The sequence below is a fragment of the Psychrobacter lutiphocae DSM 21542 genome, from assembly GCF_000382145.1.
Lineage (GTDB): Bacteria > Pseudomonadota > Gammaproteobacteria > Pseudomonadales > Moraxellaceae > Psychrobacter > Psychrobacter lutiphocae.
The window spans coordinates 1-24,880 of record NZ_KB907640.1 but is presented as its reverse complement, the minus strand read 5'-3'; the positions used below and the strand labels follow the sequence as shown (position 1 = coordinate 24,880).

At 42.8% G+C, this 24,880-nt stretch carries 19 protein-coding genes and 2 tRNA genes; 13 read left to right on the top strand and 8 right to left on the bottom strand.

Annotated features, from left to right (window positions below):
• Window positions 1-26 precede the first annotated feature (26 nt).
• Window positions 27-1,034 (bottom strand): 16S rRNA (cytosine(1402)-N(4))-methyltransferase RsmH, encoded by a 1,008-nt coding sequence (gene rsmH, locus H140_RS0108240; RefSeq protein WP_019673184.1) that lies wholly within the window; start codon window positions 1,032-1,034, stop codon window positions 27-29.
• Window positions 1,035-1,367: 333 nt separating this feature from the next.
• Here rsmH and gltX point away from each other — a divergent pair, with 333 nt between their 5' ends.
• From gltX to H140_RS0108210, 6 genes are all read left to right on the top strand, one after another.
• On the top strand, window positions 1,368-2,888 hold the full coding sequence (gene gltX, locus H140_RS0108235; RefSeq protein ID WP_019673183.1) for a glutamate--tRNA ligase: 1,521 nt from the start codon (window positions 1,368-1,370) through the stop codon (window positions 2,886-2,888).
• Between the two features lie 317 nt (window positions 2,889-3,205).
• Complete coding sequence (locus H140_RS0108230; protein ID WP_019673182.1) at window positions 3,206-5,035, top strand: PhoX family protein; 1,830 nt, start codon at window positions 3,206-3,208, stop codon at window positions 5,033-5,035.
• A gap of 340 nt (window positions 5,036-5,375) precedes the next feature.
• Complete coding sequence (locus H140_RS0108225; RefSeq protein WP_019673181.1) at window positions 5,376-5,930, top strand: iron transporter; 555 nt, start codon at window positions 5,376-5,378, stop codon at window positions 5,928-5,930.
• A gap of 237 nt (window positions 5,931-6,167) precedes the next feature.
• Window positions 6,168-6,626, top strand: a complete 459-nt coding sequence (locus H140_RS14275) for a cupredoxin domain-containing protein (RefSeq protein ID WP_019673180.1) — start codon at window positions 6,168-6,170, stop codon at window positions 6,624-6,626.
• 11 nt (window positions 6,627-6,637) lie between these two features.
• A complete protein-coding gene (locus H140_RS14270; RefSeq protein ID WP_019673179.1) occupies window positions 6,638-7,501 on the top strand; it encodes an FTR1 family iron permease in 864 nt (287 codons plus the stop codon).
• Between the two features lie 19 nt (window positions 7,502-7,520).
• Window positions 7,521-8,735 carry a cytochrome-c peroxidase gene (locus H140_RS0108210; protein ID WP_019673178.1) on the top strand — a complete coding sequence of 405 codons (1,215 nt, stop codon included), beginning with the start codon at window positions 7,521-7,523 and terminating at the stop codon, window positions 8,733-8,735.
• A 153-nt stretch (window positions 8,736-8,888) separates the two neighbouring features.
• Here H140_RS0108210 and H140_RS0108205 read toward each other — a convergent pair whose 3' ends face one another.
• The gene (locus tag H140_RS0108205; protein WP_019673177.1) at window positions 8,889-9,164 is read right to left on the bottom strand and encodes an amphi-Trp domain-containing protein; all 276 of its coding nucleotides are present in this window, start codon (window positions 9,162-9,164) and stop codon (window positions 8,889-8,891) included.
• A 345-nt stretch (window positions 9,165-9,509) separates the two neighbouring features.
• Between H140_RS0108205 and H140_RS0108200 the strand changes: the two genes are divergently transcribed.
• From H140_RS0108200 to H140_RS0108190, 3 genes are all read left to right on the top strand, one after another.
• Window positions 9,510-10,397: a pirin family protein gene (locus H140_RS0108200; protein WP_019673176.1), complete on the top strand. Its 888-nt coding sequence runs from the start codon at window positions 9,510-9,512 to the stop codon at window positions 10,395-10,397.
• A gap of 306 nt (window positions 10,398-10,703) precedes the next feature.
• Window positions 10,704-10,779 (top strand) — tRNA-Ala (locus H140_RS0108195).
• Between the two features lie 147 nt (window positions 10,780-10,926).
• A tRNA-Glu gene (locus H140_RS0108190) sits at window positions 10,927-11,002 on the top strand.
• A 451-nt stretch (window positions 11,003-11,453) separates the two neighbouring features.
• Here the strand turns inward: H140_RS0108190 and H140_RS0108185 are convergent.
• Complete coding sequence (locus H140_RS0108185; RefSeq protein WP_156819131.1) at window positions 11,454-12,881, bottom strand: Do family serine endopeptidase; 1,428 nt, start codon at window positions 12,879-12,881, stop codon at window positions 11,454-11,456.
• An 866-nt stretch (window positions 12,882-13,747) separates the two neighbouring features.
• Here H140_RS0108185 and H140_RS0108180 point away from each other — a divergent pair.
• On the top strand, window positions 13,748-16,009 hold the full coding sequence (locus tag H140_RS0108180; protein ID WP_019673174.1) for a cation:proton antiporter domain-containing protein: 2,262 nt from the start codon (window positions 13,748-13,750) through the stop codon (window positions 16,007-16,009).
• Between the two features lie 183 nt (window positions 16,010-16,192).
• On the opposite strand, the gene tmk is transcribed toward H140_RS0108180, so the two are convergent.
• Window positions 16,193-16,834 carry a dTMP kinase gene (gene tmk / locus H140_RS0108175; RefSeq protein ID WP_019673173.1) on the bottom strand — a complete coding sequence of 214 codons (642 nt, stop codon included), beginning with the start codon at window positions 16,832-16,834 and terminating at the stop codon, window positions 16,193-16,195.
• 29 nt (window positions 16,835-16,863) lie between these two features.
• The gene (gene mltG / locus H140_RS14265) at window positions 16,864-18,369 is read right to left on the bottom strand and encodes an endolytic transglycosylase MltG (RefSeq protein ID WP_019673172.1); all 1,506 of its coding nucleotides are present in this window, start codon (window positions 18,367-18,369) and stop codon (window positions 16,864-16,866) included.
• A gap of 158 nt (window positions 18,370-18,527) precedes the next feature.
• Between mltG and H140_RS0108165 the strand changes: the two genes are divergently transcribed.
• Window positions 18,528-19,289, top strand: a complete 762-nt coding sequence (locus tag H140_RS0108165; protein ID WP_019673171.1) for a DpnI domain-containing protein — start codon at window positions 18,528-18,530, stop codon at window positions 19,287-19,289.
• Window positions 19,290-19,292: 3 nt separating this feature from the next.
• Here the strand turns inward: H140_RS0108165 and H140_RS0108160 are convergent, their stop codons facing one another.
• On the bottom strand, window positions 19,293-20,285 hold the full coding sequence (locus H140_RS0108160; protein WP_019673170.1) for an aminotransferase class IV: 993 nt from the start codon (window positions 20,283-20,285) through the stop codon (window positions 19,293-19,295).
• 105 nt (window positions 20,286-20,390) lie between these two features.
• A complete protein-coding gene (locus tag H140_RS0108155) occupies window positions 20,391-21,113 on the bottom strand; it encodes a hypothetical protein (protein ID WP_019673169.1) in 723 nt (240 codons plus the stop codon).
• Between the two features lie 223 nt (window positions 21,114-21,336).
• Here H140_RS0108155 and aroE point away from each other — a divergent pair, with 223 nt between their 5' ends.
• Complete coding sequence (gene aroE, locus H140_RS0108150; RefSeq protein WP_019673168.1) at window positions 21,337-22,161, top strand: shikimate dehydrogenase; 825 nt, start codon at window positions 21,337-21,339, stop codon at window positions 22,159-22,161.
• Between the two features lie 492 nt (window positions 22,162-22,653).
• Window positions 22,654-24,474 (top strand): acyl-CoA dehydrogenase C-terminal domain-containing protein, encoded by a 1,821-nt coding sequence (locus H140_RS0108145; RefSeq protein ID WP_019673167.1) that lies wholly within the window; start codon window positions 22,654-22,656, stop codon window positions 24,472-24,474.
• Window positions 24,475-24,612: 138 nt separating this feature from the next.
• Here H140_RS0108145 and H140_RS0108140 read toward each other — a convergent pair.
• The coding region (locus H140_RS0108140; RefSeq protein WP_019673166.1) for a transposase at window positions 24,613-24,880 on the bottom strand (268 nt) is incomplete at its 5' end.

Sequence of the window (24,880 nt, the reverse complement as noted above, 5' to 3'; positions counted from 1 at the left end):
ACGGTGTGATTAAAATGATGACACGGTTAAATAGTGTCAGTATTATAGGGTGTATCTGTACGGGTTGCTACTCTTAACCAAGCACTTCTTGAGCGATTATTCACCGCTACTTCAGCTTTAGAGGGTGCTATACGTTTTGGCTTACTAAAATAGCGAGGCCTAACAGGTGGCATCGGCAGGTGCTCATCTTCTGGATATTGACCTCGGCTGTGACGCTGTAAAAATTGCTTAATGCGCCTATCTTCTAGCGAGTGAAAGCTAATCACAGCTAAGTTTGCTTTAGGTGCTAATAATGGCAGGCTTTGCTGTAAAAAGCTGTCAATATCTCCCAACTCATTATTAATAAAAATACGCATGGCTTGGAAACTCTGTGTGGCGGGGTGCTTGCCTTTTTGCCATTTAGGGTGTGCCTGCTTGATTACCTCTGCCAACTCTAAAGTAGAAGTATAGCGCTCCATCTGCTTGATCGCACGGGCAATGCGGCGACTGTGACGCTCTTCACCAAAGTCATACAAAACATTGGCCAAGGTTTCTTCATCCACTGTCTCTAGCCACTCACCGACTGACTGACCACGACTGGTATCCATCCGCATATCTATCGCACCGTCTCGCATAAAGCTAAAGCCACGGCTACCATCATCCAGCTGCGGTGATGACACGCCCAAATCCGCCATAATGCCATCGACTTGACTAACGCCCTTAGCATTCAAACAAGCGGTAATATTAGCAAAGCTGTCATGTATTACCTGCACTCGCTTATCGCTAGCTGTCAGTGCATTTGCCACAGCGATCGCCTCTGGGTCTTTGTCGAATACAAACAAAGTCGCTTCATCACTTAAATACTCAAGCAATAGCTTGCTGTGCCCACCTCGACCAAAAGTAGCGTCAACAAAGATACCGCCTTTTTTTTCAGTATCTGCATCTAAAGACTTTTCACCCAGCACAGCAGCCACCGTTTCATATAATAAAACGGTGTCATGGCTAAACTCTGATTTTGAAAGGTTTTTTTGTTCGGAGGTTTGGACATCAGTCACAATCTATAGACTCTCTTTTAAAAATAGCAAAAATACGACTGGCAAGAACAACAGCTGTTACAACAAAAATTAACGCAAAAAACGATAAAAAATCATCTGGCAGCGGGCACAATAGACCAGTGTTAGCCCTCATTATCGCAAGCCACAGCCACTTGTCAAGATAATACTATTTTTTGTATTTAATTAACTCATTTTAATGACCAATAAATCACCTAACTCATCAAATAGTCTTTTTACTTACCCAACACACCCTAGATTTATAAGCCTTAAATCAAACCTGCTATAATACCCCCCATATACCGCTTATTCACTGTCTAATAAAAGAGAAGTATTATGACTCAAACCACAACCAACCGTCCTGTACGCACTCGTATTGCACCTTCACCAACGGGCTTCCCACATGTCGGCACTGCCTACATTGCCCTATTTAATTTAGCTTTTGCTAAGGCCAATGGTGGCGAGTTTATCTTGCGCATTGAAGATACAGATCAAACTCGTTCAACCGAGCAATCAGAACAAATGATACTTGATGCCCTACATTGGGTCGGTCTTGATTGGAGCGAAGGCCCTGATGTTGGCGGCCCTCATGCCCCTTATCGCCAAAGCGAACGTAGTGATATTTATAAAAAATACGCTGAAGAACTGCTAGATAAAGGCCATGCCTTTCGCTGCTTTGCCACTGCTGAAGAGCTGGATCAAATGCGTAAAGAGCAAATCGCTCGTGGTGAAAATCCGCATTATGATGGTCGCTATGCTGATCTGCCCCGTGAAGAGTCTGACAAACTGGCCGCTGAAGGCAAGCCTTTTGTAATTCGCATGAAGATTCCAACCGAAGGCACCTGTAAGATTGAAGATATGCTGCGTGGTGAGATTGAGATCCCTTGGGAGCAAGTCGATATGCAGGTACTACTCAAAACCGACGGTCTGCCCACTTATCACTTAGCCAACGTGGTTGATGATCATTTGATGCAAATTACCCACGTCATCCGCGGTGAAGAGTGGATCAGCTCAGCACCTAAGCACAAGCTGTTATACGACTACTTTGGTTGGGAGATGCCAGTACTGTGCCACATGCCTTTACTGCGTAACCCTGACAAGTCAAAACTGTCAAAACGTAAAAACCCAACCTCTATCACTTACTATCGTGATGCTGGTGTGTTACCCGAAGCCCTACTAAACTACTTAGGTCGCATGGGCTACTCGATGCCAGATGAGCAAGAAAAATTCACCTTAGATGAAATGATTGCCAGCTTTGACATCACTCGTGTCTCATTAGGTGGCCCTATCTTTGATATCGAAAAGCTATACTGGCTCAATGGTGAGTGGCTACGAGCCTTATCTCCTGAGCAATTAAGAGACAAAATCTTGGCGTGGGCCAATGACTCAGATAAGCTCACAGCCATTGCTGCCGCTATTCAGCCTCGCATTCATCTATTGTCAGATGCAGTAAATTGGGGTGGCTTCTACTTCCAGAACTTGCCTGAGATTAAGGCCGAAGACTTTGAGCATAAGTCATTGAGCACTGAGCAAATCATTGAGATTTTACAAATAGCAACTTGGAAACTAGAAAGCTTGCCTGAGTGGACAGAAGAAAACATCTTTGCCACCTTGAAGGGTTTAAGTGGTGCGCTAGATATCAAGCTGCGTGACATGATGGCACCTTTCTTTATTGCCATTGCTGGTAGCACCTCATCAACACCTGTGATGAACTCTATGTCTATTATCGGTGCAGATATGACCTTAAACCGTTTACGTCACGCCATTGATGTATTAGGCGGTCTGGGCAAGAAAAAACTGAAAAAACTTGAAAAAACTGCTGCTGATATGCCTGACTTTTTGACGGAAGTTAAGTAGGCTCTAGCTCAACATTTTCTTTTTACTTTAGTCCAGTTTGCCAAGAAAAAACGCAAATTTTGCAGATGCAAAGCTTGCGTTTTTTTATTTGGAATTTTTAATGCTTACCGCTATTAGGCATTATCACAATATTGGCTATTCCTTTGATATTGGCTATTCCCTGAAGTTGAAAGTTGAAAGTTGAAAGACTACCTGCCAAGCTTGCCGAATTAAAAATGACATATTATTGCAATATTCAATGGTTATAGTACCTCTTTGACAACCAACTCGATTTACTTACACCAACCATAAATATCAATTTACTTATAGGTTTTAAAATGACTATTAGCTTATCTCGCCGTGGTTTTTTAAAAACAGGTAGTCTTATCTCAGGTGCTACATTTTTAGGGGGTTATAGCGCTTCTGCCTTTGCCAATATCACAAAATCATCACGCCTATTAAACTTTGAGCCATTAACAGCAGCTACCACAGATAGCGTACGCATTGCTGAGGGTTATAAAGCTGATATACTGATTTCGTTTGGTGACAAAATTTTTCCCGACTCTCCTAGTTTTAAAGATGATAGAACCAACACAGGGCAAGATTACGCCAAGATGTTTGGTGAGAATAATGATGGTATGCAGTTTTTTGAGATAAACCAAGCTGGTGGTGTATTAGCGGTTAATAATGAATATCCAAACCACAATACCTTATTTCCACATAAGCAAGACATGCCAAGAAGTGCTGACGAAGTATTAAAGAGCCAAAACGTGGTGGGTCTTAGTCTGTTGGGCTTAAAAGCTGATGGGCGAAACAAAATGTACATTGACATTCATTCACCTTTTAATCGGCGTGTCACAGCTCATACACCTATGCTCGTATCAGGCCCTGCAGCGGGACACGACCTGCTAAAAACACAAGCAGACCCTCAAGGTAAACATGTACTTGGTACATTTGGTAACTGCTCTAGTGGCAAAACGCCTTGGCAGACTTATGTGACTTGTGAAGAGAACTTTGATGATATGTTTGGTGCATCAAATGCCACGATTATCAATAAAAACATGAAACGCTATGGGGTAAAAGCTGAATCTAGTTATGGCTGGGAAAAGTTTGATGATCGCTTTGATTTAAGCAAAAACCCTAATGAAATTAACCGTTTTGGCTGGGTAGTTGAAATAGATCCTTTAAATCCAATGAGCACTCCGATTAAGCGCACAGCACTAGGACGCTTTAAGCATGAAAATGTCGCATTGCAAGTCGCCAAAAACGGCAAAGTGGTCGCTTATATGGGTGATGATGAACGCGGTGAGCGTATCTATAAATTTGTCAGTAAGCATGCCTACAAAGAAGGAGATATTGCGCATAACAAAGATTTACTAGATGAAGGTACTTTGTATGTAGCCATCTTTGAGGGAAGTGATGAGCCACTAAAAGGGGTCGGACGCTGGGTTGCGCTTGAGCATGGCAAAAATGGCTTAACCAAGGCTAATGGGTTTGAGTCGCAAGCGGATATTGCGATTCATACACGTCAAGCGGCTGATCTGGTTGGTGGTACTCAGATGGATAGACCAGAGTGGATTGCAGTCAACCCCTTAAACGGCATGGTATTTTGTACGCTGACTAATAACAGTAAGCGTGGCGATACTTTTGCACCCAATGCAGCTAACCCACGCAGTAATAACATTTATGGCCAAATTATCCGCTGGCGTGAAACAAATGATGATCATACTGCACAAACCTTTGAATGGGATATGTATGTCATGGCAGGTAATCCAAATGTCTATCCCAAAGATGACCTCCGCTCTGGTAGCAATAATGTCACCGCAGAAAACACCTTTAACAGCCCTGATGGTATCGGATTTGACTCAAGTGGTCGTATCTGGATTCAAACAGACGGTAAGTACAGCAATGAAGGTGACTATGCTGGTCAAGGGCATAACTCGATGCTATGTGGTGACCCTATCACTGGTGAGATTCGCCGCTTCTTAACAGGACCTAACTCATGTGAAATCACAGGGCTAACTTGGGCAAATAATGAGCGCACCATGTTTGTCAATGTGCAACATCCAGGTGAGAAAAACGACTCAACATTCCCACATCTAGGTCAGACACCCCGCTCATCGGTTATTATGATTAGTAAAAATGATGGCGGTATCATCGGCAGTTAGCGCAGTTAGCGCAGTTAGCGCAGTTAGCGCAGTTAGCGCAGTTAGCATAGTTAGCATAGTTAGCATAGTTAGCATAATCGGTGGCCAATAGCATGGCTAAAACTACTGCTAATATGGCAGCAAGAAAAAACGTGAACCTTGATTAAACAAGGTTCACGTTTTTTGGTTTTAAATAAAACATCAAGTTTTTTCAATAGTTATTATAAATTATTTTAATAAAGTTATTGATAATCATTCTTATTGTGAGATAATAGTAATGTCAATAGTAACTTTGACATTGACACAGTAAACCTGCTGTTACGGGATTTAATTTTTTACTTAACCTATTGAGGAAAGTTCTATGACACTACTTAAGAAATGCTTATTGGGTACGATGGTTGCATCTGTTTCAACCCTTGGATTTACCGCTGAAGTGCCTATGGGTCCAGCGCAAGAAGTATTTGGTATGGAGATAGCTTCTGTCTATTTGCAACCAATTACAATGGACATTCAAATGGGTCTGCCAGCTGAAGAGTCAGATGTCCACCTTGAGCTTGATATCCACGCTACCAAAGACAACCAAAACACCTTTGCCGAGGGATGGTGGATTCCTTATCTAACAGTAAAATATCAAGTAGAAAAACTGGATAGACGAACCAAAGAAGTGCAGTCTGTGCAAAGTGGCGAGCTTATGCCAATGGTCGCCAGTGATGGGCCTCACTACGGTGTAAATGCCAAGTTACAGGGTGAAGGGTTGTATCGTATTAAATATCAAGTTTTCCCACCAAATATGAATAAAAAAATTGATTTTGGGCGTCATATTGATAAAGAGACTTTTGCGCCTGAGTGGTTTCAGCCGTTCCAAGTTGAATGGGAGTTCCCTTGGGCAGGCCCAGGTGAAAAAGGCAGCTATTAATGGCTTATCGCTAACATATTAAAAATATAGCCTATGAGCCATTGTTGTCCGAGCGCTACTTATTATCGGCAGATCATCAAAAATAATAATAACCGCAAGCCAGCCATAACAATAAAAATAATATAGGACGGCATAATAACAACAACACGACTATCTCGAAGATAAAAGTTCTTAGGCTATACCACTTACCCTGTATCTAGTATGTCTTACTACGTACAGTACTTAAGGATAAGAACCATGCGCAAAAATCAACACACTACCACCCAAAAACACTGGAGCCTACGCCTACTGACAGTCATCATGGTGGCCCTACTCTCAACCACAGCCCTACTCTCAACCAGTGCTATGGCGGCAAAGATGCCGAATATCGGCAAAAGTACCACTCTTGATAAAAATGGGTATAGCAAGCAAGTCCATCACCCTCGCTATGATGACCTACCCGCCTACTTAGTCGAAATCAATAATGGCAAGTTACTTCCCCCCAAGCTGGTTGTGCCCGCAAAGACCAAGTTTCGTATCGTTGTACGCAATATAGGCACTCGACCAGCAGAATTTGAGAGCAATAAGCTACGACAAGAAAAAGTGCTATATATGGGTACGGAGTCAGTGGTGGTCATCATGCCTCTGGATAAAGGCGAATATGATTATTTTGATGAATTTACTCCAGGTGCACAGGGCAAAATTATTGCAAAATAAGGGGTATTACAATGGGTCAAGTTATCTTTGTCGTTGCTAGAGAATGTGTCGAGGCATTACTGGTTATTGGTATCTTATGGGCATGGATGAGCCAAGATAAACACACACAACAAGGGAAAAAGTGGCTACTTGGTGGAATTGTTGCTGGTATTGGCTTGGCTGTGCTATTAGCGCTTGCTTTGGTCGGTATCACTACCTTTTTGGGCGCAATGGCACAGCAGTGGTTTGAAATTATTATGCTTACCTTTGCCAGTGTATTAATCGTCCAAATGGTGTACTGGATGCGTCAGCATGGCAAAAGCCTGAAGTCTGACTTAGAAAATGAACTGGCTCAAAATGCTAAAAAAGCAAACTGGTGGGGTGTATTCTTTCTCGCTATGATTGCTGTCGGCCGTGAAGGATCCGAAACAGTGATGTTCCTCTATGGTAGTTTTTTAAGCCTACAAAGTGTGACTGACTACCTGTCTTTTGGTGCCTCTGTCAGCATTGGTCTGATTCTGGCTTTTATTTTATTTTATCTGCTACAAGTTGGCGAACGCTTTATTTCATGGCGAATCTTTTTTAGTGTGACCGAAATACTATTATTGTTCTTAGGTGCATCACTAATTTTGACCGCTGCCGAGAAGCTAATGGGTGGGCCTATGGCGACGCTTGATCTACCAAGCTGGCTTTACTCATCCGTCTGGGATACTGGCGCAATCCTTGACGATAGCGGACTCTTCGGTAACTTGCTCGCCTCATTATTTGCTTATCGCTCACGACCAATTGGCTTTGATATCGTCATATTAGCACTATACTGGTCAGTAGTTATTGGCCTACTGCTATATCAAAAAAATCATGCGTCACAGACTACTTATATCAAAAAGGTAGGATAATCAAAAAAGGTAGGATACTATGAAACATGCCAGCAGGCTCTGGAAATTTGCACTCTCCAGTGCTATGTCAGCCTCTATGCTACTTCTTGGATCACAAGCAGTATTTGCAACTGAATTAACAGATGCCGAAGTCGGTAGGTTACTGTTTTTTGATACTGATTTATCGTTTAACCGTACCATGTCTTGTGCCACTTGCCATGATCCCACCAATGCCTTTACTGATCAGCGCAAAACCATCGCTAATGGCATCGTATCACGAGGAGCAGATGGTAAGTCTTTTGGTGTTCGCAATACACCAACCATCAGCTATACCAATGCCAGCCCAACCTTCCACTTTGATCAACAGCTACAAGAGTTTGTCGGTGGCCAGTTTTGGGACGGGCGCAGTGCCACTCATGCCCAGCAAGCACTTGGCCCACCTCTGGATAAAAATGAAATGGCAATGCCGTCTGCTGTTGAGTTGGTCAAGCGCCTACAAAACAACCCCATATACGCTGATGCCTTTAAATCTGTCTATGGCAAAGATATCTTCTTTATTCAGACTCAATACTCTAAGTATCGCAAGCTTGGTGATCCACGTGAGCAGCCACAAGCCTTTACGGCAATGGGGAATTTTATATCAGCTTTTGAAAAGACAGATTTCTTCTCCCCTTATGACAGCAAGTATGATCGTTACCTAGCAGGTGAGTACACTCTAAGCGCTATCGAGGATCAAGGGCGAAGGCTATTTTTTGAGGACCCAGATGTCTCCTGTCGTAATTGTCACATGATGAAATCGGCAAGCGCTACCAAAGAGCCGTTTAGCAACTACCGCTTTCGTAATGTCGGCGTACCACGCAACCCATTACTACTCGCTTTGCCTGGTAAATCACCTGACTTTAGAGACAATGGCATGATGGACAATACCAGAAGCAACACCGAAGCGTTTCAAGGCAAATTTAAGACACCAACTTTACGTAATATCGCTGTTACGCCTCCTTATATGCACAATGGCGTGTTTCGAGAATTAAGAACGGTTGTAGAATTTTTTGATCATTTTAACAACCCCAATCGCAAGCTTAATCCTGAGACGGGGCAACCTTGGTCAGCGCCTGAGATAGATAAGAACATTGCTAATGTTGATCTCATGGGACGGGCACTCTCCGATCAAGAAATAGACGCTCTAGTCGCATTTATGATGACCTTAACAGATAAGCGCTATGAAGATATTGTGATACCTTCAGCCAGTAAATAGCTTCTGGATAGCTAGTTCTGGAGAGCTAACTTCTTCTGAATAATTAACTTCTCTTAGACAACAAATAACAAAAGCCGAGCGACTGCTCGGCTTTTGTTCTAAAAAGCTTTTGACCTGAAAACAAACTGTCAAATGCTCATATCTTAATAAAGTTTATTTAAGTACCAGACCAGATGCCTTCTGATTGTCACCATCATACCACTTCAACTCGACTTCTAGGCTGTGCTGCACACCTTTACGCTTAACTTCATCCTCGACTTCAACTTCTAAGGTAAAGTTTTCAGGAAACCCAACCTCCAGCTCTTCCTTACCCTTACTCAGCACCAAGCTACCAGCTTCAATCTTGTCCGCCAATTGACGTAAAAAGGCAACCACTTCCTGTTTGCTTCTTCTTTCTTTACTTTTAAATAAGGTGGTTTCTCTTCCCATGATATCTCTCCTTTAGTTGATGTTAAATAGCTTTAGTTGATGTTAAATAGCTTTGTTTTACACAAAAAACGGTTTAATAGAAATAGTATTAAATAGAACTTTCTATATTCTTTAGCTTAACATCATATTAAGCGCTTGCCTAGAGTCAGAAACCCTTGTCATAAACAACAATAACCTGAAATAATAAAAAATAGTATTAATTAGCATAGATAAACCTAATTATTATAAATAAACCCATACTTAACAGTTAAACCAAGGTTTGTAACACAGTCACAACACTCAAAATCCTTGAAAGTCATACCATTAGCACCCAGTTAGATAGCATAACAAACATAGGAGACGATCATGACTAATACAATAAAAAATAGCGTCGTAGTAAACCAATCACGTAACATTGAACTTCTTTGGAAAGGTGTTGATACCCAAGATGGTGCTGGTGTCAAACTCACCCGTGTCTTAACCCATCAATTCCAACATCGTCTAGACCCTTACTTAATGCTAGACAACTTCAAAAGTGACAACCCAGATGACTATATCGCAGGTTTCCCAGATCACCCACACCGTGGTTTTGAGACCGTCACTTATATGATCACTGGTCGTATGCGCCACAAAGACAGTGCGGGTAACGAAGGCTTGTTGGAAAATGGTGGCGTCCAGTGGATGACCGCAGCCAGTGGCGTGATTCACTCAGAAATCCCTGAGCAAGAAGATGGCGAGATGGAAGGCTTCCAGCTTTGGTTAAACTTAGCAGCCAAAGACAAAATGAACAAGCCTTGGTATAAAGACTTCCAAAATGATGATTTGCCAAAATTTGAAACCGATAACGGTACTAAAGTAACCGTCTTGGCTGGTGAATCTCATGGTATAGAGGGTGCCGTTACTCGTGAAGTAACTGAACCAACCTACTTGGATATCCATTTACCTGCAGGCGCCAGCTTTAGCCACAAGATTCCTGCCGAACACAACGCGTTTGCCTTCGTCTATCGTGGCTCAGCAAAAATCGCAGGAGAAGATGCGCCGTTAAAAAACATGGCCATCTTAGCTAATGATGCCGATGCTGACGGTGTCGTGATTGAAGGCTCTGCCGATGAGGAAACCAAAGTGATCTTAATCACTGGTCGCCCACTCAATGAGCCTATCGTTCAGTACGGACCTTTTGTGATGAACTCACGCTCAGAAATCTTGCAAGCGGTCACTGACTATCAAGAAGGTCGCTTCGGTGAGGGAGCATAACGCCCAATTTATAATCAACTTCCTCACTCTCAACTCTTTGCGTAGGCTGTGGCTTTAGCCCAGCATGCTTGGTTAAAAATACGTTTCGCTAGGCTAAAAGCACCAGCCATGGATTGTAATAAGTTGAGAGTGGGGTAAATAATTAGTAAGTACTTCACTTAAGAAGGTCACAACAGTGCCTATTTGAGACTTATACTCCCTAAATAACAATAAACAAAGCTATTCATTCATACTTATTTACATTTATTTAAAAAAAGGGGTTGACAGTCTACCTCAAGTTTCCTAAAATACGCCCACTCTTAGAGAGGGGCTATAGCTCAGTTGGTAGAGCACTTGCATGGCATGCAAGGGGTCAACGGTTCGACTCCGTTTAGCTCCACCAATTCTAAGAAAAGTTGATATTCTCTTAATTTTCGTTATAATAAGTGAGTGTCAACGGCACCAACGTAAGCACCTAGGCAAAGCTTGTTTATTTTTATAAATATAGCACCTTACGTTGTAAAACCATCTCATGTTTACATGATATTGTGTCCCGTTCGTCTAGAGGCCTAGGACCCCGCCCTTTCACGGCGGTAACAGGGGTTCGAATCCCCTACGGGATACCACCTATTCGAGCTTATCCTTAATTAATTGACTGACTCTTAGTCAATCAAGATTAAGCGTTAAGCAACTAAACCCTCAATCGAAGTGATTGAGGGTTTTTTTATGCCTGTTTATTTTGCGTTGCTTTGTTTTTGTCTTGCTAATAAGAGCAGCTAACACGCTTTATTGGCTGCATCTTTAGCTCACCTATTGCAAAGTTTTTAAAAAGATGGCAACTCCCCCTTTTTCAGTATAGGAAATCATAGATTTTCTCTTACACCGAGGCAAAGCAGTGCTTTGCTTTATTCCTCCTCAGAGATTTAGGGGTATTCTTACCAAAAGTCGATCCCCGACCCTTGCTTTACAAAAGGAAGGGGAGTTAGCCTAACCGTTTTAATAGTATTGGCTTAATGAACACCTAATACATCACCTGCTAAGGCGTATCCTTAATCTCGCTTAAATGCGGATCAGCTGTTAGCTCAAGCGCAGACCTATAATCGCTGGAATACCTTGACGAATGACCTCAATGGTCACCACCCCTTCTCTAGGAAGCTGTGCTAAGGCTCTTTGGAAGTCTTCAATGCTAGCAATCGGCTTTTGATGCAAGTTGGTAATTACATCACCAGGACGTAAGCCTGCACGTGCTGCCAGACCAGTTGGATCTACCTCAGTAATTAATACTCCTGTTGCACCAAGCTGAGCTTGACTTGCACGTGGAATAGCTTGAATACTAATGCCCAAGCGCAACCTAGTATCGTTAGCCTTAGCATTGGTATCTGACACGACATCACCTGGATATGACGCTACTTGACCAGTAATAGTCATGGTTTTACCATTACGTAGCACTTTCGCACTAAAGCGATCACCAGGCTTAGTGCGCCCCACCTCATTCACCAGATCAGCTGCCTCTAAGATAAGCTTACCGTTATAATGGGTAATGATATCCCCTGTCTGCAAGCCTGATTTTTCGGCTGGTGACTCTGGAGATATTTTAATCAGTAGCGCCCCTTGTGGCTTACTCAGCCCATAAGCTTCCGCTAAGTTGCGATCTATATCTTGGGGAAATACACCAAGATATGCTCGTGAGACCACACCAGTCTGTTTTAACTGTTGGTAAATATTAACGGCCTCATTAATAGGGATTGAAAAAGACAATCCCATATATCCGCCTGTACCGCTAAAGATTCGCGAGTTAATGCCGATAACCTCACCATTTCTATTAAATAAAGGGCCTCCTGAGTTACCTGGATTTAACGCAACATCTGTCTGAATGAAAGGCACACTAGTATTGCGAGAGAAGTTGCGTGAGTTGGCACTGACAATACCTGCCGATGCAGAGTAGTCAAAGCCAAACGGTGAACCAATAGCCAACACAGGCTCTCCTACCCGTATCTTGCTAGAGTCACCCATAGGTAATGCTGGATAAGATTTTCCGCTTACAGGCTCAACCTTCAACACAGCCACGTCTGAACGTTCATCACTCCCAACCAAGGTTGCATCAAGCTCAGTACGATCTTTTAAAGTGATTGTAATCTTATCTGCATCTGCTATGACGTGATGATTGGTCAATAGATAACCATCTGAAGTAACAAAGAAAGCTGTACCATAGCTGTATTCAATAGCTGGTGCTCTTTGTGCTCCAGGAATACGTACCCGATCTCCAAAAAACTGGCGTAGCAGTTCAGCAGTCTGAGCTTTGGCAAGCTCCTCTTCACTGACCTGTTTGACCACATTAACACGAGCAACACCAGGTGTTACCTGCTCTACTAAATCTGAAAAGTCTGATGCAACTACTGCTGCTTGTGCTGTGGTTGGCAAGATGCTGGTAGCAGCTAGTGTTAAGCCTGTTGCTAACCCTCCCATACTCAAGCCAAGACTACTAAGCGTCAACGCTGAGCCCATTAGTAAAGATTGAAGTGGCTTTTTTTGAAAAGCCAACTGTTTTGAGGACTGCTTATCACCTATTTGGCGTAACATCCCTTTTTTTATCTGTTGCATTGTCGTTATTCTCCGAATAAAAATAATATATCAGGTGCTTTATAAAGTAACTTTTTTATTTAAATCATTTCTTTGGTTGAAACCGCATCTCTCATTTAACCTAATTTTAAGCGATTTCTCTAATTTGACTATCCTTTATAGCACAGCTTTCACACACCCTGATTACGGTTGCTTTTTAGTTTAGTAAACACTGTGTAAGCGACACTGCTTGATAGCTGACTTTCAATACCAACTTAAACCTTGCTCTAAGCATAAGGTGAGACTCATTTAACAGTCACTTTTTAGGGGTCACTTTATCTTGGTATTTCATGATATCATAACACGCAGACTCTCTTATTTTTGACCGTTTTTTTTACTAACCCCTCGTTAATTATCATAATTATCCTGTAAACTTAACAACAACCACTTAGCAACTACCATAACTTTAGCCTGGTTAATACGCTCTGTGAATTAAGCTTTAAGATGCAATTAATGATAAATATTAACAGTGGTAGGTCATTTTTGCACAACCTAGAACAATTAAGACGTTAAATAAATACAAGATGTTGAATACATAACTGATTATCAGCAGAGCCTAGGCGTATCCTCACTCACTAGGCTTTTTTTGACAGTGTTTATTTTGCAGCTGGTTTTTAAACAACAGGCTTGGGACGTGCCTTTATTTTGAAAAGATAGTGATACAAACTGAAGATACCCCCTAAAACAAGCCTGCACCATAGCTGATACAAAACGACATCGTAATGATGTCTTGCAAACACAAGGAATTTTTCATGGATACCGCCTTATTATTATCTGGCGTGGTTGGGCTTGGCATTGCAGCACAATGGCTCGCTTGGTATTTAAAACAGCCATCTATTTTATTTTTATTACTGATTGGCATCTTTGTCGGTCCCATCATGCACTACTTTGATCCAGATGTTGTGCTTGGAGACTTGCTATTTCCCTTTATCTCGCTAGGCGTGGCTATTATTTTATTTGAAGGTTCACTTACCTTAGAGTTTGAAGAGATTAAGCAACACGGCAAAGTGGTACAAATGCTGGTCTCAGTCGGTGTCGTTATTACCATTGCCATTGTCGCCCTCTCCACCTACCTATTGTTTGATGTTGACCCGTTAATTGCCTTGCTCTTTGGCTCCTTAGTCTGTGTCACCGGGCCAACAGTTATCATGCCTTTGCTACGTAGTGTGCGACCCAATAAAACCATCTCTAACATCTTAAAATGGGAAGGTATCATTATTGATCCAGTCGGCGCTATTGCTGTGGTCTTGGTCTATGAATATATCATCTCAGGCGGTGAAGCTAACAGTATCTTCCTCTTCGCTCAGATTGTCATTATCGCCTCTATCATTGGTATGTTTGGTGCCTTTGTGCTAGCCAATCTTATCAAACGCCATATGCTGCCAGAGTTTTTACACAATGTCTTTACACTTGCATTTGTACTGTTACTTTTCTCTATCTCTAACCATTTAGAGCATGAGTCTGGCTTATTGACAGTGACGGTAATGGGGGTTGCTTTAGCCAACTGGAAAGGCTTCCCACGTGAGCAAATTCTTGAGTTTAACGAGTCGCTGACTGTTTTATTAATCTCGGTGCTATTTATCGTATTGGCTGCCCGTGTTGAGCTAAACAGCTTATTTAGTGTTGGCTTTCAAGGCTTGATACTATTGGCAATTGTGATGTTTGTCGCTCGTCCATTATCAGTGTGGGCGTCTTCGATGGGATCTAACTTAAAGTCTTCTGAAAAAATGATGATCAGTTGGATTGGCCCCCGCGGTATTGTGGCGGCTGCCATCTCCTCATTATTTGCAATTCGTCTAAAAGAATATGATATTCAAGGGGTTGAGCTATTAGTTCCCTTAGTATTTATCGTCATTATGGGTACCGTACTGATTCAGGGTCTGGGCGCAAAAATGGTCGGCAACCTACTTGGCGTGCGCGAGCCTGCCAGTAATGGAGTGCTCATTGTCGGCTCTAATCCTGTGGCATTAAAAGTCGCTGAGGCCTTACAGGATCAAGGCTTGGATGTCCTTGTTGCACATAATAATTATACCAATATAGCCAAAGCACGTATGGCAGGACTACGTACCTACTTTGGTAACCCTATCTCAGATCATGCAGATCGTCATTTAGATTTAATTGGTATCGGTCATTTGTTTGCAATGAGTACTGACAAAGAAATGAACACTCTGTCTGAATTGCACTACCGTCATGAATTTGGAGAACAAAAAATTTATCGTCTTAAATTTACCGAAGATAAAACCAAAGCAGATCGGGAGTCACGCCGCACAAACTTCAAATCACGCTGGTTGTTCGGTAAAGATGTTACTTACACCAAGATGGCAAGCATGCTATCGAAAAAAGCTCGTGTAAAAATCACCAATATCACCGACAGTTATAGCTACACCCAATATCAGGCTGACAACAAACAGTATGTACCGTTATTCACCATTGATAAAGAAGGCCATCTGAACGTCATTACTGACAGCTCAGAAAACCAAATTACCAAAGATCACAAACTTGTGGCGTTAGTAATAGAGGATGAAATACAACCAAAAGATGTGGATGTGACAGAAAAGCAAAAACAGGCTCGTGAGCGTGCAAACACTCAGTTTTCCTCAACTTCAAAAGCCCCTGAAAAACGTAAAGAGCCCTCTTCTGAGGATGTACGTGACCCTAGCTATGAAAAAGACTCGGATGAAACAAATGCTGATGCTCAATCTAAAAATAAGCCCTCTGGCGCCGTAGCAACAGCAACAATTGCTACAATGGCTATTACAGCTGAGACTGACTCAAGCCAAGCTAAGGCTACTGAGAAAAAATCGACCACTGTACCAACAACGGCACTTGAAACAGATCTAGCAAATAAGCTTGAGCAATCAATACAAAAGCAGGGGGCAGGCTCCGTAAAGTTAATTCAGTCACAAGATAATGGTAACTCACAAGCGCCCAGACAGGCTGATGGCTCACTAGATCCTGAGCGCCTACCCGACACTCAGTTAAAAGCTAAAAGCAATAAGTCAGATGAGTCATAGCTCATGGTAGGTATCAATAACAAGGTATCTAAAATCTATGACTTAAAGGTAGTGACCTGCAAAAAGACAGACCAAAATAAGTACTTGAAAAAATCAGTTATAAAAAAATAAGCCAGATTAATCTGGCTTATTTTTTGCATTTGTTAATCAAAGATAATCACAGCCAAAGACAGCTGTTACTGCTTATGATAAAAGCGGTTGCACCAAGTCCCACACACGCCTTGATACCTGCTTGGCATCACCACTGGCATCTACCCGTTTAATTCGCTGTGAATGGGCTTGTTGTTGCTGATAGAAGCCCTCATATACCCGCTCAAAAAAATCTAACTGCTCTTGCTCAAAGCGATCTGCGGCACTGCGCTGATACGCCCGCTGTATGCCTTCTTGCACTGGCATATCAAGCCACAAGGTCAAATCTGGCAATCTGGGTACAAAGTTAGCAATCAAGCTGTCAATCTTATCCAGCATCTGTATCTCACCCTGCCCACGCCCATAGCCTTGGTAAGCAACACTTGAATCAACAAAACGATCACAAATCACCCACTGCCCAGCAGTCAATGCTGGCAAGATAACCCGCTGTACATGATCACTACGAGCGGCAAACATCAACAGCAGCTCAGTATCATCATCAATTTGAGTATTTACATCCAGTAGCAGCGCACGTAACTGCTCTGCAAAGGTACTACCACCTGGCTCACGGGTTTTAATATAACGAATGCCTACCGAGTCTAATTGAGCACACAAGTTAGCAATAGCCGTACTTTTTCCCACGCCTTCAGTACCCTCAAAGCTAATAAACCTAGCGGCTTGTTTTGCCTCTGACATAAATAACTCTCTTTTTCTACGATGTATTGTTATGGTGTATTTGATGCTGGCTCACTTTGCGTGTTGTGCGTACTCATCTCTTGTAAACTGGCATCTTGCGTAGGTTGAGTAACTTGCTCATTGCGCTTTTTTTCACGCATTACCCTAAGATACTCTTGTACCGCTCGATTATGTTCAGCCAGCGTTTTACTAAATTTGTGACCACCTGTACCTGTGGCCACAAAGTATAACGCATCACTATCTGCTGGGTGCATCGCCGCTTCAATAGAAGCCTGTGACGGCAACGCAATTGGGGTTGGCGGTAGGCCGTCTATTTGATAGGTATTATAGGCAGTTTTTTCATTGATATCTTTACGGCGGATATTGCCATCATAGCGATCACCCATACCATAAATAATGGTCGGATCTGTTTGCAGGCGCATCCCTTGATTGATGCGATTCACAAACACCGCAGAGACCAAATTGCGCTCACTGGGAACGCTGGTTTCTTTTTCGATAATAGACGCCATAATCAAGGCTTCATAAGGTGTCTTATAAGGCAGGTCAGGATCTCGATTTTCCCAAGCTTCGTCTAGGGTTTTTTGCTGCCTACGATAAAGATCCGTTAAAATCTGCTTGTCCGTCGTTCCTGGTGCATAATGATAGGTGTTCGGCGCAAACCAACCTTCCAGATTGTCTACAAACTCACCTTCGGGTGTGAAGGCATCAATACCTAATGCCTGCTTTAAGTTCTCTTGTGGCACGCCTTTAGGGCTAAGCACTTGTAAGCTAATACCTTCGATATTTGCCAATACTTGATACAAGTCAGCAGCCCGCTTACCCTCGATAATCTGGACAGTGAGCATCTGTATTTTTTGACCTTGCTGAAATGACTTAATTAACTGTACCAAACTGGCGTTTTCTGGCACGTCATAAGTGCCTGCATGTAACGGATCAGTCACTGCAAATCGAATATATAATTTGGCTAAGCTTGCAGAGAACATAGGTACATCACGTTGAAATTGTGGTAAAAAGCCGTAATAACTTTGCCCTTCAGCCACTGTTAGCTCACCTGCTGGCTGCTTGGAATGACCAAAAAAAGTTTGATAACCCATCGCCAATACAAAAGCCAGCATCAGCCCTAACACCAGTCGTAACTGATATCCAAATCTAGATGTCACTGCTGGCGGTGGTTCTTTGTGGACAAGGTGGTCATCACAGACTAAAGATACATCAGTTTTGGCGACTGTCTTGCTGTCTAGCTCAGTCTGCTTTTCAGCTTCAGTCTGCTTTTCAGGTTCTAGCTGACTATTAGACTCAGACTGTGTCTCAGGTTTGGCAGATACGCTGTCTTGCTGCTGGTCAAAATCAGCAGAAGTCATATCGGTCAGCGTGCTATCCGTCTGCTCTGTTGGCGCTGCTACACTGGGGGGTACAGTGTCAGACTCTGCTAGGTCTTTATCAGCTTGTTGCATCTGACTATCAGGTTGCACTGTGTTTTCAGTAGCACTCGTTGTCAATTGCCCATCGATTTTTTTTGGATTAGAATCACTCATAGCCACTCACGAGGTAAATGTTTGCTAGAATTTAGCACTGATACGCTAGTTATTCAATGGTGATTCGGCATCTGAGTTATCTTGTGGGTGGTTTGGCAGATAAACTTTGTGTATAAACAAGATATTTGTCAAAAAAACGCTGTTTGAAGGAGGTAGGTATGAACTTACAGTTTAACCAAAGCTTGGCTAAAAGCTACAAATCAGCCAGTCAAATTATAAGAGTGTTAAGTGAGGATTGGGTCAGTCGAGAAGGCTATTGCCCGAACTGTGGCAATCAACCGTTATCTGAGTTTGCTAACAACCAGCCAGTTGCCGATTTTTATTGCCAAAGCTGTGCCGAACAATATGAGTTAAAAAGTAAGAAAGCTAAATTGAGTTATATTATCAATGATGGTGCTTATGCAACCATGATGGCACGTATTCACAGTGATAATAATCCTAACTTTTTCTTTTTAACCTATTCACCTGAATTCATCGTTAATAACTTTTTAATCATTCCTAAACACTTTTTTACAGCGGATATGATTATCGAACGTCCACCATTACCAGCGACTGCCAGACGAGCAGGATGGGTTGGGTGTAATATTAATCTTAAAAAAGTACCTGAGCTTGGCAAAGTGTTTTTGGTAAAAAATCAACAACCAATGCCCAATGAACAAGTTACGGAACAGTTCCAAAAGACGTTATTTTTACGTAACCAAAAAAGCCTCAGTCGTGGCTGGACACTAGATATGATGCGTTGTGTTGATAAGCTACCGACTCATTTCAACTTACAAGATGCGTATCGCTTTGCCGACTATCTGCAATTGCGCTATCCAAACAACAACCACATTAAGGATAAAATAAGACAGCAATTACAGATATTACGAGATAAAGGTCTGATTGAATTTTTGGGTAATGGTCGCTATCGCAAGTTATAAGTATTAACGAGTTTCAAACCCTGACACCGACAACGCCAACCTCTGATCACCCAGCAATAAAGTATGTACCGGCATCACTCCACGCACCGCATTACAAAAAAACATGGTACTGACATCAAGTAAATCCCCGTTTTGCAATGTACGCTCAATCACTGGCCGGCCTTGTGCCTTCATCTGATCCATAATGACCTGCCGCATCACCCCTTTAACTCCGGCTGCATCAAGCGGTGGCGTGTACCAAACCGTCTCATCTGAATGCAATTGGTAGAACACATTACTCATTACCCCTTCTGTCCAGTTGCCCACCAAGTCTGCAACCAAACCCTCTGCCAGATCAGGATAGGTCAACTTGTGACGTTGTAACTCACCAGCGATCATCACCCCATCAAGGCGATTTAAGCTTTTTAGCCCGGCTAAAGGCGCAGGCATACTGGCAAGACGAGCGCTCAAGCAAGTGGCCATAACGGGCGGCTGTTGCAAGATTACCTGTCCTGACTGAGGCGATAAAAAGGGTGCATGAGCGTCAGCCAACGGCGCAGTGGCCGTCACCCCCAACCAAATCAAACACGTATTGTGGCTTAGCTCTGGATCATAGGCATAGCCTCGCAGAGTTTGCGTTTGCCGAGAGATGATGATTTTGACAATGCCATGCACTGCCTGTTGCGCCAATTGACTGGCATAATACCAAAGCTGTTGCTCGATGGCAGAAGGATAGCATAGTTGTAGCGCCTGACAGTGCTGCTGCACCCGCTGCTGGTGATAGGACTGCCATAATAGCTGACCCTGATCCACGCCGATGGTGGTAAAAAAACCATCCCCATACGCCAAGCCCCGTAACATTGGCGCTATAAGGGTTGATGGGTGGTTGGCGTGCTCTGTTAACGAGGTGTTAGATTGCGCTAGTAAAGAAGCTTTGATAGGCGCTGCTGATTTCCCATCTGGCTGCTTATCTGAGAAGGGCAGCAAGCCTGTCGCACTAAGTTGATACCAGATCATGATGCGTCAGTCCGCTGTGTTGTGTCCACCTGCATCTGTTATTTGCCCCATTCGCTTATTTGTCGCATTCGCTTAACTTATCTGTCGCATCACCTATTTGTACGACTAACTGTTTTTGTTAAACACCAACATACAGCTGTAAAATTCACATTTGGCCAACTCAACTTGCATTTCTTCAATGGTTTTGTGTTTGACCACTTGTCCGGCCAACATATTGGCAACTAAGCGCCCACCTTCATCACCCATTAAGGCAGTTGCGACCTGATAGGCTTTTTTAGCATGATCCACACTTATTTGTTTTTCACTGTCTGAGTCATCTGGATTGGCATAGTACCAGCCGATCTCTAGGTACGCATCTGAATCTATAATATCCAAATAAGGCTGATCACCTCTAGCAAAGCGATATTTCACTGCGCTGTTACTAGCATAATCTAGGCTGTTCTCATCGGTAACAATAACCTTGCCAAATTTGTTTTTGATTTGATTTAAATCGTCTAAAGACAAATCTTCTTTGTTATCTGCTTGCCAGTTTCTGACATCATAGCTGACCGGTGTACGAGGACTCCCAGGCGTTGTTTGTTCAGGTGCAACCTCAATTTCACCTTCACCTTGCTCGGCTAACAACTCATTGTTGGCCACCTCTGTCTCTGCAATCACCTGCTCTGATGACTTACCTTCAGCACTTGTATCAACGGCAGTTGTCACCTGCTCAGTCTTACCACATCCTGTCATTAATAGACAAGCAGCCAGACCAATTGCCCCCAAACGGGTAATCGCTGACCCGACAAAACGCAGTTGGCTGACCGTTACTACCTTGCTAAAAACCATTCACTTACCACCTTTTACTTATTTTATGAGTGTTTAACCTGTTGCTGAGGAAACAATAGCCTAGTGTATCCAAAAGCCTGGTTATTGCATAGTGGAAAAAGCATGAAGCTTGGTAAAAACATTGCCCATCTCTGTCACTTGCTTAGCAGCTTTGTTATGCACTCTGTTTAAGTGACAAATATGTTAATATCTGCATTAGTATTTAACAATCATGAGCATTCTTATGACACAGACCACAACCCAACACTTTATCGTCATTGGTAATCCGATTGCACACAGCAAGTCTCCTAAAATTCACCAAGCCTTTGCCAAACAAGCCAAACTAGATATTCGATACCACCGTCAATACTGCCCAGATCATCCCGAAAGCTTCCATGCCGTAGTCGAGGCATTTTTTAACGGTGGTGGAACTGGGGCTAACGTGACGGTACCTTTTAAACAGGAAGCTTATACCCTTTGTGCCAAAGATGGTGACTTATCAGAACACGCCAAAGTCGCTGGTGCCGTTAATACCTTACTGCTCAAAGATGGCAAGCTTTATGGTGACAATACAGATGGACAAGGTTTGGTCAATCATCTATTACAGTTAGACTGGCCTCTCCAAGAGGCTAAAATTGCTATCTTGGGCGCTGGCGGTGCTTCTCGTGGCGTGATATTGCCATTAATAGAAGCTGGCGTGGCTCATATTACCATTGCCAATCGCACCCTAAGCAAGGCAGAGGCTATGCTAGATGAACTGTGTTCAGCCAGCAATATTATTGCCAAAAGTCAGCCTCAAAGTTGTGCGCTTGAGGCATTGACAGGTCGATTTGATATTATCATTAATGCCACCTCCATCGGATTGTCAACACAAACCTTACCCTTAGATGAGACGCTAAGCTGTGACTATGCCTATGACATGATGTATGGCAGAGATTTGCCATTTTTAACCCATTTTCAGCAGCAAGGGGCGCAAGTAGCTGAAGGCTATGGGATGTTGATTGGGCAAGCCGCTTTAAGCTTTCAGCGCTGGACTGGTGTGGCTGTTGATACCCACCTGCTGTTATAGTTAGCTTTATGTTTGATCACTTTGGATATCTTGAGGCATCAAAGCCACAGTGGACATTGTACTCCAACAAGAGACTGTAAGCGCTACTTTGAGGAAGCAATATAGCGCTCAAAAAACTTTGTTTCAAAGCTCATCAGCGGCTGTCTTAACCAAGTTGAGTGCATAGCAACACCTCCCAACAATGCAATAAGAAAGTGAACAATGTACTAAAAAAATGCAACAGTACAAATTAAAAACCTAAACTGACATTTTAACAACATCAAAATGTAGCAGCCCTGCTATAAATCCTATAACCTAAAGCTTTCATTAAACTTCAGTTTATCTATAACAGACAGCTTATGGTTATGGTACACTTATTCACTTATGAATAATCGTTATAAGTCATAGGTTTTTATATCAATTGCGCTTATACTAAAATCAATGATGATACTGACATTATCATGGACAGATAATGTTTTACTGCGACACTTCTAATATGAAAGAGACTCCATTATGTTAAGTTATAAAGCTCCCCTTCGTGATATGAAATTTTTGTTAAATGACGTTTTTGATTATCAAACGCATTACAAAGATTTAAGTAACGGCGAAAACGCAGACCCTGAAACGGTTGATATGATCCTACAAGGCATGGCTGACTTTGCCGAAAACGTGATTAGCCCACTGTATCAGCCAGCAGATGCTGAAGGCTGCCACTTTGAAAATGGCGTGGTAACCACCCCTAAAGGCTTTAAAGAAGCATATGATCAATTTGTCGAAGGCGGCTGGCAAGGTATTTCGTACCCAGAAGAATACGGCGGTATGAACTTACCTATGTCACTTAACCTAATCAAAGCAGAAATGATTGGTACTGCAAACTGGCCATGGGCTATGTACCCAGGCTTAACCACTGGCTGTATCAACACCCTAATGCAGTACGGTACTGAAGAGCAAAAAGACACCTATTTACCAAAACTTGTTGAAGGTACTTGGTCTGGCACCATGTGCTTAACTGAGCCACAAGCTGGTACAGACTTAGGTCAAGTAAAAACCAAAGCGGAACCACAAGAAGACGGTACTTACAAAATTAACGGTACCAAAATCTTCATCTCAAGTGGTGAGCATGACCTAACTGACAACATCATTCACATTGTACTTGCTCGTCTACCAGATGCGCCAGAAGGCACACGTGGTATCTCTCTATTTATCGTACCTAAGTTTATTCCAAACAACGAAGGCGAAGCTGGCGATCGCAACGGCGTAACTTGTGGTTCGATTGAACACAAAATGGGTATCGCCTCATCAGCAACCTGTGTTCTAAACTTCGATGGTGCAACCGGCTACCTAATTGGTGAGCCAAACCGTGGTCTAAAAGCCATGTTCACCTTTATGAACACAGCGCGTATCGGTACCGGTATCCAAGGCTTAGCCCATTGTGAGCTTGCGTTCCAAAATGCGCTACCTTATGCCAAAGAGCGTCGTTCAATGCGTACTCTATCTGGTACTAAAGAGCCAGAAAAAGTAGCAGATGCGATTATCAACCATGCTGACGTACGCCGTATGCTATTGACCATGAAGTCGTTCGCTGAAGGCGGCCGCTCAATGATTTATCATGCTGCTCGTTATGCAGACAAGATGTCTCAAGGCGTTGCTGAAGATAACAACGAAGAGTTTGAAAAGTGGGATGACAAGCTAGGCTTCTACACGCCAATCCTAAAAGGCTTCTTAACTGAGCTTGCGATTGAAGCGGCCAAAGAAGGTCAGCAAATCTATGGCGGTCATGGCTATATCAAAGAATGGGGTATGGAGCTTATCGCCCGTGATGCACGCATCTCAACCTTATACGAAGGTACCACTGGCGTACAAGCACTTGACCTACTAGGCCGTAAAGTAATTTTACAGTCAAAAGGTAAGATCATCCGTGACTACACTGCCAGCATCATGAAGTGGTGTGGTGAATACGCACTAGACAAAAACATGCGTAAATTCGTATGGGCATTAACTAAGCTATGTGCCGAGTGGAACACGTTAACTGTCCGCTTAATGCTAAGCGCGCGTAAAGACCGTGAAATCATCTCTGCCGCTTCTGTTGATTACCTAATGTACTCAGGCTATGTGATGATGGCATACCATTGGGCACGTATGGCAGCGGTTGCTTATGACAAGCTAGAAAATGGTGGCACTGAAGCGCCTGAGTTCTATCAAGCGAAGATTCACACCGCTGAGTTCTTCTTTGATAAGATCTTACCACGCACATCAGGTCACGCTGAGAGCATGGTCGCACCAAGCTCTTCTATGACGGATATGCCAATTGAAAGCTTCTCGTTCTTAGACTAATTAGTTTGGGTGTTAAACCCGCTAATCGCTAATTAGTATGAGTAAAGGCTGATAGCTACTAAAAGCCGCTCCCAAATTGGGGCGGCTTTTTTGTGTCTTCTTTTCCGTCCTGAAATAATACCAATTCCATAAATAAACCTATAAACCAATCCAATCACGAGAAGTTATAGACTGAATGAGCTCGGGCTTGGAACAAAGTCTATTCCAAGCCTTGCAAGCAGCATCAACAATAGCCTCATAACCATCAAAACACCTATTGGATAACCAATGTTGTTTCAAATACGACCACACCTGTTCAGATGGATTTAACTCAGGTGAATAAGGGGGTAATTTAAGCATCGTCACATTATGTAGGTTTAAACTTGGTTGATGCCATAGAGCACCATCCATAACAACCACAGCATGA

Coding starts and splice junctions, on each gene's coding strand:
- H140_RS0108205 (WP_019673177.1), bottom strand. CDS start 9,164: ATGGGAAGAGAAACCACCTTATTTAAAAGTAAAGAAAGAAGAAGCAAA.
- H140_RS0108200 (WP_019673176.1), top strand. CDS start 9,510: ATGACTAATACAATAAAAAATAGCGTCGTAGTAAACCAATCACGTAAC.
- aroE (WP_019673168.1), top strand. CDS start 21,337: ATGACACAGACCACAACCCAACACTTTATCGTCATTGGTAATCCGATT.
- H140_RS0108160 (WP_019673170.1), bottom strand. CDS start 20,285: ATGATCTGGTATCAACTTAGTGCGACAGGCTTGCTGCCCTTCTCAGAT.
- H140_RS0108180 (WP_019673174.1), top strand. CDS start 13,748: ATGGATACCGCCTTATTATTATCTGGCGTGGTTGGGCTTGGCATTGCA.
- H140_RS0108225 (WP_019673181.1), top strand. CDS start 5,376: ATGACACTACTTAAGAAATGCTTATTGGGTACGATGGTTGCATCTGTT.
- H140_RS0108155 (WP_019673169.1), bottom strand. CDS start 21,113: ATGGTTTTTAGCAAGGTAGTAACGGTCAGCCAACTGCGTTTTGTCGGG.
- H140_RS0108185 (WP_156819131.1), bottom strand. CDS start 12,881: ATGGGCTCAGCGTTGACGCTTAGTAGTCTTGGCTTGAGTATGGGAGGG.
- H140_RS14270 (WP_019673179.1), top strand. CDS start 6,638: ATGGGTCAAGTTATCTTTGTCGTTGCTAGAGAATGTGTCGAGGCATTA.
- gltX (WP_019673183.1), top strand. CDS start 1,368: ATGACTCAAACCACAACCAACCGTCCTGTACGCACTCGTATTGCACCT.
- mltG (WP_019673172.1), bottom strand. CDS start 18,369: ATGAGTGATTCTAATCCAAAAAAAATCGATGGGCAATTGACAACGAGT.
- H140_RS0108230 (WP_019673182.1), top strand. CDS start 3,206: ATGACTATTAGCTTATCTCGCCGTGGTTTTTTAAAAACAGGTAGTCTT.
- H140_RS0108210 (WP_019673178.1), top strand. CDS start 7,521: ATGAAACATGCCAGCAGGCTCTGGAAATTTGCACTCTCCAGTGCTATG.
- H140_RS14275 (WP_019673180.1), top strand. CDS start 6,168: ATGCGCAAAAATCAACACACTACCACCCAAAAACACTGGAGCCTACGC.
- H140_RS0108145 (WP_019673167.1), top strand. CDS start 22,654: ATGTTAAGTTATAAAGCTCCCCTTCGTGATATGAAATTTTTGTTAAAT.
- H140_RS0108165 (WP_019673171.1), top strand. CDS start 18,528: ATGAACTTACAGTTTAACCAAAGCTTGGCTAAAAGCTACAAATCAGCC.
- tmk (WP_019673173.1), bottom strand. CDS start 16,834: ATGTCAGAGGCAAAACAAGCCGCTAGGTTTATTAGCTTTGAGGGTACT.